General features: G+C 64.9%; 8 protein-coding genes. All 8 read right to left on the minus strand.

The features are described from left to right. Window positions 1-134 precede the first annotated feature (134 nt). The 8 genes from aqpZ to ABF821_RS18755 all read right to left on the minus strand — a co-directional run bounded on the left by aqpZ (window position 135) and on the right by ABF821_RS18755 (window position 7,449). Window positions 135-827 (minus strand): aquaporin Z, encoded by a 693-nt coding sequence (gene aqpZ, locus ABF821_RS18720; RefSeq protein WP_415531173.1) that lies wholly within the window; start codon window positions 825-827, stop codon window positions 135-137. 281 nt (window positions 828-1,108) lie between these two features. Next, window positions 1,109-1,885 carry an ABC transporter ATP-binding protein gene (locus ABF821_RS18725; protein ID WP_415531174.1) on the minus strand — a complete coding sequence of 259 codons (777 nt, stop codon included), beginning with the start codon at window positions 1,883-1,885 and terminating at the stop codon, window positions 1,109-1,111. Then, window positions 1,879-2,880 carry an ABC transporter permease gene (locus tag ABF821_RS18730; RefSeq protein WP_415531175.1) on the minus strand — a complete coding sequence of 334 codons (1,002 nt, stop codon included), beginning with the start codon at window positions 2,878-2,880 and terminating at the stop codon, window positions 1,879-1,881. The genes ABF821_RS18725 and ABF821_RS18730 overlap by 7 nt, the downstream gene beginning before the upstream one ends. Further along, window positions 2,877-3,914 carry an ABC transporter substrate-binding protein gene (locus tag ABF821_RS18735; RefSeq protein WP_415531176.1) on the minus strand — a complete coding sequence of 346 codons (1,038 nt, stop codon included), beginning with the start codon at window positions 3,912-3,914 and terminating at the stop codon, window positions 2,877-2,879. The genes ABF821_RS18730 and ABF821_RS18735 overlap by 4 nt, the downstream gene beginning before the upstream one ends. Before the next feature lie 463 nt (window positions 3,915-4,377). After that, window positions 4,378-4,638, minus strand: coding sequence for a hypothetical protein (locus ABF821_RS18740; protein ID WP_182973735.1), 261 nt, complete (start codon window positions 4,636-4,638; stop codon window positions 4,378-4,380). Between the two features lie 172 nt (window positions 4,639-4,810). Beyond that, window positions 4,811-5,674 carry a hypothetical protein gene (locus ABF821_RS18745; RefSeq protein WP_182973736.1) on the minus strand — a complete coding sequence of 288 codons (864 nt, stop codon included), beginning with the start codon at window positions 5,672-5,674 and terminating at the stop codon, window positions 4,811-4,813. Next, window positions 5,671-6,663, minus strand: a complete 993-nt coding sequence (locus ABF821_RS18750) for a ferritin-like domain-containing protein (RefSeq protein ID WP_415531177.1) — start codon at window positions 6,661-6,663, stop codon at window positions 5,671-5,673. Before ABF821_RS18750 ends, ABF821_RS18745 begins: the two co-directional genes overlap by 4 nt. Before the next feature lie 111 nt (window positions 6,664-6,774). Then, window positions 6,775-7,449 (minus strand): ATP-dependent Clp protease proteolytic subunit, encoded by a 675-nt coding sequence (locus ABF821_RS18755; protein WP_415531178.1) that lies wholly within the window; start codon window positions 7,447-7,449, stop codon window positions 6,775-6,777. Window positions 7,450-7,578 lie beyond the last annotated feature (129 nt).

Consider the following 7,578-nt stretch of genomic DNA (forward strand, 5'->3'; position numbering starts at 1 on the left):
CGGTCAATCTCTACACCGCCATGGGGGCGGGCTGGCAGGGCGCGGCCGTGACCGCCACCGCGCTGCCCGTCTCGCTGGAAAAGCAGAACAGTCTTGCCCGCGCTTTCAAGGAATAGCACTGGGCCGTGCTTTCCTCATGATTCCGGGGTTGCGATCAGGGATTTCCAGATAAAGGCGCCGAGCAGGGCACCGATGAGCGGAGCTGTCCAGAACAGCCAGAGCTGCCCGAGCGCCGCCGTCTGCGCGAAGAACGCGACCGCCGTGGACCGGGCCGGATTGGCCGAGGTGTTCGTGACGGGGATCGAGACAAGATGGATCAGGGTCAGGGCGAGCCCGATCGGGAGCGGCCCGAACCCGGCTGGTGCGGTTCGGGAGGTTGCGCCCAGGATGACGACCAGAAACCCCGCCGTCAGGATCGTCTCGATCAGGAAGCCGGAGAGAAGCCCGTAATGTCCGGGGGAGAGGGCGCCATAGCCGTTGGAGGCGAAGCCACCGGCCACGAAATCCGGTTTGCCGGAAGCGATGAGGTATAACAGGCTGGCAGCCAGAAGACCGCCGAGCACCTGGGCGGCCCAATAGGGACCGAGCGCGTTCCACGGCAGGCGGCCGGCGGCGGCGACGCCGAGCGAAACGGCCGGGTTGAAATGGCCGCCGGAGATGCCGCCAACGGCGAAGGCCATGGTGAGGACGGTGAAGCCGAAGGCAAGTGCGACGCCTCCGAAACCGATCCCGAGTTGCGGGAAGGCCGCATCGAGGACGGCGGCGCCGCAGCCGCCGAAGACGAGCCAGAATGTGCCGAAGAATTCTGCGCCGAGCTTTTTTATCATTTTTCGAGCGTCCTTCGTCTGCGGCGTAGGCCCGCCGCGCGCGACCCGGTGTCGCAGGCGAAATTATCGCTTCATCGGGTGCGGAAAGGGCGTGAAATCATCCGGATATTACCGTCATCTTCCAGAGGGATGGTGTTGCCGGAGGGCGGTTGCCCTCGGTCCGGGCAGTACCTGCATGGTGCGAGATATGGGAAACGCGCGTTGGACCGTTGCCGGTGCCTGACTGGCGTTGCGGCACGGTTTGTGGCCGAGCCCGCCGCCAGTTGGGCTTTTCCAGCTTTTTACCAGTCTGCGCTATGGCCGAGCTGGGTCAGGATGTTCTTGCGCAGATCGAGCAGGCGGGGGTCGTCGCGGTGACGGTGAGGCGGCAAGTCGATCGGCAGGTCGGCGATGATGCGGGCGGGGCGGGGGCTGAAGACGACGATCCGCGTGGCCAGCAGCAGGGCTTCCTCGACATCGTGGGTGACCATGATGGCTGTGAAGCCGCGGTCGCGCCACAGGCGGTGCAGTTCGGTCTGCATCGTCAGGCGTGTCAGACTGTCCAGCTTGCCCAGCGGTTCGTCCAGGATCAGCACGCGCGGGTCGTTGACCAAGGCGCGGGCGAGGGCCGCGCGCTGGGCCATGCCGCCGGACAATTGGTGTGGCCACGCGCGTTCGAAACCCTTCAGCCCCACCAGTTCGATGGCGGCATCGACCGATGCCGGGTCCTTGCGGCCGGCGATGTCGTGGCCAAGGGCGACGTTGCCGCGCACGGTGCGCCAGGGATAGAGCGTCGGGTCCTGGAACATCACGATCCGGTCGGGACCCGGGCCGTTGATGGGGATGTCTTCGGCCAGGATCGTGCCGCCATGCGGGGGCTCCAGCCCTGCGATCAGGCGCAGCAGGGTGGATTTGCCGCAGCCCGACGGGCCGAGCAGGGCGACGAATTCTCCCGGCGCGATGCTGAGGCTGATATCGTCGAGAACCGGCGTGAACACGCCGCCGATCGTGTAGCCGTGGTCGATATGGTCGAGTTCCAGCCCCAGAGGATGTGCGATGCGGGTGGGGGTGGTTACCATTTCAGGCCGTCCTTCTGCCAGGAGAGGACGCGGTCGCGCACCTTGAACAGCAGCGTGACCAGCCCCGTGCACATCAGCGACATGACCAGCAGCGCCGCATACATATTGGGATAGGCCGCCCAGCCCTGGGCCCATTGCATGTAGAAGCCCAGGCCGGATTTCACGCCCAGCATCTCGGCCACCACCAGGGTTGCGAACGAGACGCCCAGACCCATGAACAGGCCGACGAAGATCTGCGGCATCGCGGCCGGCAGGGCGACGCGCAGGACCAGGAAGCGGTTGCGCGCGCCCATGGTGCGGGCGACGTCGTAATAGGCCGGATCGACGGCGGCGACGCCGGACCATGTCAGGATGGTGGTGGGAAAGCCGGCTGCCAGTGCCAGCAGCGCCTCGCTGGCCAGACGGCTGGAGGGGATGATGATGAAGGCCAGCGGCAGCAATGCGACGGGGGGCAGGGGGCCGATCAGGCGGATCAGCGGGCGCACCCAGTAGCGGAACCGCGGCGAACGGCCCAGCCCGATACCGATGGCGACGCCAAGTGCTGCGCCGATGCCGTAGCCGACCGCCAGCAGGCCGAGCGAATGCAGCAGGCTGTCGCCCAGCCGCCTCCAGTCGGTCAGGAACACATCCAGAAGGTCCTGCGGCGTGCCGAAGAAGGGGCGGGGCAGCCAGAGCAGTTTGGCCTGTATGATTTCCCATGCCGTGAAGCCCAGGCCCAGTGCGATGGCCCATGGCGCGCGCGCGGACAGGCGGCGCAGGGCCGTCGTCACCGTCAGCGCGAGGCCGATGGCGCAGAACAGGGCCGCGAGCTGGTTGGTGTCGGGGAAATCGTCGGCGTCCGGCCAGCGCCAGGTGACTAGGGCCGCCAGGAACCATGCGGGCCCGGCGACCCAGGGCAGCAGGGGGCGACGGGAGGACGTGCCGGAGTTTGTCGCTGTTTGCCCTGATGGGGTGTGCGCGGTCTGGTTCGGTGACGGCGTATTCGGTGAACTCATGTGGCGAACAGATCCTGCGTCACCTTGCCGGCATAGCGGGCGGAATCGAGCGAGGGACGGAAGACGCCGATCTGTTTCAGGGCATCGGCGTAGCGCACGACCTCGTCATGCAGCGACGGACCGAGGACCTGGTGATGGTGGCCCTGGAGGCGCAGCATGTCCGCGATGTCCTCGGCGCTGGCACGGGCGGCGAAGGGTTTGAAGATGCGTCCGGCTTCGTCGGGGTTGCAGGCGACCCAGGCGCCGGCTTCCAGGATCGCGCGCGTGACGGCCGCTGCCACGGCGGGGTCGTTGCGGATCAGGCTGCCGCGCAGGCCGATGACGCAGCAGGCGATATGCGCCCAACTGCCGTTCATGTTGCTGTCGATTTCCACCAGGTCGAACTGGCGCTTGTAGAGATAGGAGAACGGATCGGTGCCGGTGATGGCCTGCACGTCGCCGCGTTTCAGGGCCACCGACAGCAGGTCGGCCGGGTATTGGCGCCATTGGACATCGGATTCCGGGTCGATTCCAACTTCTTTGAGACGAATACTGAAGAAATTTTTGTCGGGGCCGCCGATATCGGTTACGCCGATGGTCTTGCCGCGCATGTCTTCCAGCTTCGCCGGGCCGCCCTTGGGGGCAAGCATGTGCATGCAGCCAGCGTGCAGACCCGCGACGAGCTTGACGTCGAACCCCTGCTGGAGCGGCTTCAGCCAGCGCAGGGCCATGCCGGGGGCGCCGTCGGCCTTGCCGGTGGCCAGGGCTTCCAGCAACTGGTCGGTGGAGCCGGCGAAATTGACGTAATCGACGTCGAGATTATAGCGCGCGAAGAAGCCTTTCTCTTTGGCGACCGGAATCGCGGCGGTGCACGTGGAATTCTGGTTCCACGCGATGGTCAGCTTGCGGGTGGGGCCGGGTACGGGGGCGACGCTGGCCGTGCCGGCCGGGCTGCAATGGGCGGCTTCGTCCGCCATGGCGTCGAGCGGTGCAAAGGGGAGCGCCGTGGCGCCGGCCAGCAATGCGCGGCGGGAGAGGCTGGTCGTGTCGGGCATGGGCGTGGCCTTGGAGGATTCGGGCGGCGGGTCGGTTTGGATGTCCCCGGTCGGTCTGTATCGCGGGCGGCCCGCGAGGGGGTGGGACATGGCGGGGGTCTGCGCTCCGACAGGCTGCGGTCGATTTATATTAACGATATAAAATCGTTGTTGAGCATTCTTGTCTCACGATTCGGGAGAGTGCAAGCGTAAAACGGCGGCCTTGTGGTGGGGAATGAGGGAATGCCACCGAGGCCGCGGGAGCGTGTGGAATGTCTCGGCCCAACGGAGATCCGATACCGTCTGGCGGTGATCGTGTCGGCGCATGTGTTGGGAGGAAGATTGGTTCTTTTTGAAAAAAATAACTAAAAACTCTTGATCCGTTCAGGAGCCTTGTGCTTGCGGCTTAGGATTGTTCTGAACGGATCAAAGTCTCTGTGCTTCCTTTTACTTGGAAAAAGAAGACTTCAATATTTGAGTTTTATCAGGCGTAGAGATCGACACTATCTGAATCGGCTGAGGCGTTCTGGCTGCCGGTGGTGGTTTCGGAGATGATATTGCCCTGCGCGTCCTTGGTCACGATGGTGATGGAGCCGTCGCTATTGGCGATTTCGCTCGTCGTGGTGGTGGAAGACGAAGAGGACGATGACGACGAGGAAGACGTGTCGCTGCTGCTGCTCGTGCTGCTGGTGCCATACAGGCTGTCGAGCGCGCTGCCGCCGAGGCTGGAGATGGATGAAGACATGTGGCGATTCCCGTAACTCGTGGCGAAGGGTGAGAACCCCTTGCGCGGTGGACCAATTGACCCGGCCAAGAGTCCGCGACCGTATCGCTGGCAGAGTAGGGCGGGGCTAACTTAGCGCAAAGTCAGCTTTTTCTTTCAATTTGCAACAGAACATTGCAGCTCGGGTGGCCTTCTACCGTACGTCGGCGCGCAGGTGAGGGCGGCTGCGATCCCACAGGCGCATGCCGCGCAGGGCGAGGTCGGCCATGGCGGGCAGCAGGCGGGGTTGCATCAGGTCGGGGTCGAATTCCTGCATCCGGCGGGCGTTCTCGCGGTAGCAATCTTCGACGAACTGGCGGAACGAGAAGCGGTCGAGGAAGACGTTGGCCTGGGTGACCGCGAAATCGCGCCCGTCATTGGGTTGGTGGCCGCGCCGGACCATGGCCAGCAGGCGTTTCAGCGCACGGCCGTAATAGCGGGTGGATTTCAGGGCGCGGCGCATCGAGCCCAGGCCGCGCCGGTGCTCGCGCCAGGCCATGTAGTTGATGAAGAAGACGATGTGCCGCGTTTCCTCGAACATCAGCAGGTCGAAGATCTCGAACAGCTTTTCGGGCAGGAACTGCGACTGGCGGGCGTTCTTGAAGGCCCCGAAGCCCAGGAAGGCGTCGAGGCATTCGCCGAAGCCGAAATCGATGAACGCGGTTTCGAGGTCGGCGGGAAATTGCTCCAGGGGCTGTTCGGTCGCGTCGATGCCGTAGCGGTCGATCATCGTGCGGATCAGCTTTGCGTGACGTGCTTCCTCCAGGCCCTGGAGGACCACCGCCTCGCGCACCACCGGGTCGGTGATCTGGGGGGCGAAGGCATCCACGATCGCGCCCGCCCGGCGTTCGGTGTGGTAGACCTCCTGCCAGAACGGGATGGTGCGCAGACGGTCCAACTCTTCCGCCGTCAGTTCCGGCCATGGCAGGGTCTCGGGGTCGAAGACCTGGTGCGTGGCGATGAACTGGCGGCAGAAGAGGGACTTGTGGGTTTCCGACCCGGCTTCGATTCGGCTCAAGCAGTCTTCTCCAGCGCCCTGGCGCCGGAAGGACGGCGGAGGAACAGACGCAGGAAACGCGCGAGGTTCGGCGCCAGTTTCGGACGCAGCAGGCGCGGATCGTAGCCGGAGAAGCGGCGTTCGTTCTCTTCCAGGCACAGATCGATCATGTCGCGCAGGCTGACATCCATGTTCGTCATGTCCTTGGCGCCGCTGACGGTGAAATTGTTATCCTGTTCCTGCACGTTGCCGTCGGCGTCGATGCTGGTGGCCAGGCCGATCCGCTCGTAGACCAGGAACACCCAGACCGCGAGAACGCGCAGCTCGAACCACGGGCGATGCCACAGGGGCATGGTCGCGCGGTGCCAGGCCAGCCAGTTGGCGAACAGCAGGATGTGACGGCATTCTTCCTGCATCACCGGCTCGAACGTCTCGATCAGCTCGGCGGGGAAGAAACCGGAGCGCTGGGCGAGGGCGAACAGGCCGAAGGCGAAGAAGCTGTCCACGCATTCCGAGAAGCCGGTGACGAGATAGGCCCATTCGGTGTCGCGCGGCTCGATATAGGGCGGCTCGGGCGCCATCTTGATGTCGTAGGCCTCGACCAGCTTCGACAGGACTTCCTTGTGGCGGTTTTCCTCCCACGCATTGCGTGACAGGGCGTCCTTCATGTCCGGGTCGTCGATCATGCGGGCGTAGGCGGCCATGCGCAGGCGGGCCTTGCCCTCGGTCTGCACCGCGATGTCCCAGATCGGCAGGGAGGTGACGCGCCGCAGCGTTTCCGGGTCCAGCTCCGGCCATGCGATGACCGAGGGCTTGTACGGGTTGAACGTGTCACGGAACATTTCCGCCACCGCGCGCTTGTGCTCGGGCGAGCCGGGCTTGAGCGGGCCGGGGACCGGGCTGGACCAGTGGCGGGCGTTGAAATCGGCCTCGGCGACCGTTTTCGTGTCGGCGCCCTTGGGGTCGATCGCCTCGGGGAGGGAGGAATAGATATCGGAGAGAGAGGTCATGCTTCGCAAGCTCGCACAATGAGTACAGACGTCGGACCGGCCTGGATCAGGCCGGACCGAACGTCACCTTGCGGCCCCCCCTGCGATGGGGGGGATGAGGGGGGCCAGCGATCAGTGGATGTCGGAGATCGTGGAAATGATCCGTGTCACCAGGCCGTAGGCGATCGCCTCTTCGGCCGACATCCAGTAATTCCGGTCGGTATCGCGGCAGATCTTTTCGTATTCCTGCCCGGTTTCGCGCGCGAACAGGCGGTTCAGCCGCTCGCGCATCTTCACGATTTCCCGCGCCTCGATGTCGATATCAGTGGCGGGGCCGCGCACGCCGCCCATCGGCTGGTGCAGCAGGAAGCGGGTGTTGGGCAGGCAGTAGCGGCGCTTGGGATTGCCGGCCGCGAAGATCAGCGCGCCGGCCGAGGCGACCCAGCCGGTGCCGATCACGTTCACCGGGGCGACCGAATCGACGAAGCGGATCATGTCGTGGATCGTGTCGCCGCTTTCGACGTGGCCGCCGGGCGAGTTGACATACACGTCGATCGGCTTGTCGGACGCGCCGGCCAGCGCCAGCAGGCGGCCGGTGACGTCGCGCGCCAGCTTGTCGTTGATCGCGCCGAACACCAGCACCTTGCGCTGGTCGAACAGGCGGCTTTCAAGCTCGTTGACCGGGGAGGACAGGGTTTTGTTGTCGTCGGGCTCTTTCGGCTCGGGACCCTGGGGCTCGGGGATGTCGGGACCGTTGGGGTCTTCGTCATCCATCCGGATACGGTGGTTCGGCTGCATGCCGTTCAGCATCATAATCTCCCTGTATCCAGGACTGGTCTTCGTCATCGTTCTATCCTGCGCCGCCTTCGGCCCGGTGCCAAGACCCGTCCTTGTCCGCCTCTCTCGCTAAAGGTTCGGGGGCGGGTTAGTTAAGGG

It is taken from the genome of Gluconacetobacter sp. (assembly GCF_047721585.1).
GTDB classification, from domain to species: domain Bacteria; phylum Pseudomonadota; class Alphaproteobacteria; order Acetobacterales; family Acetobacteraceae; genus Gluconacetobacter; species Gluconacetobacter dulcium.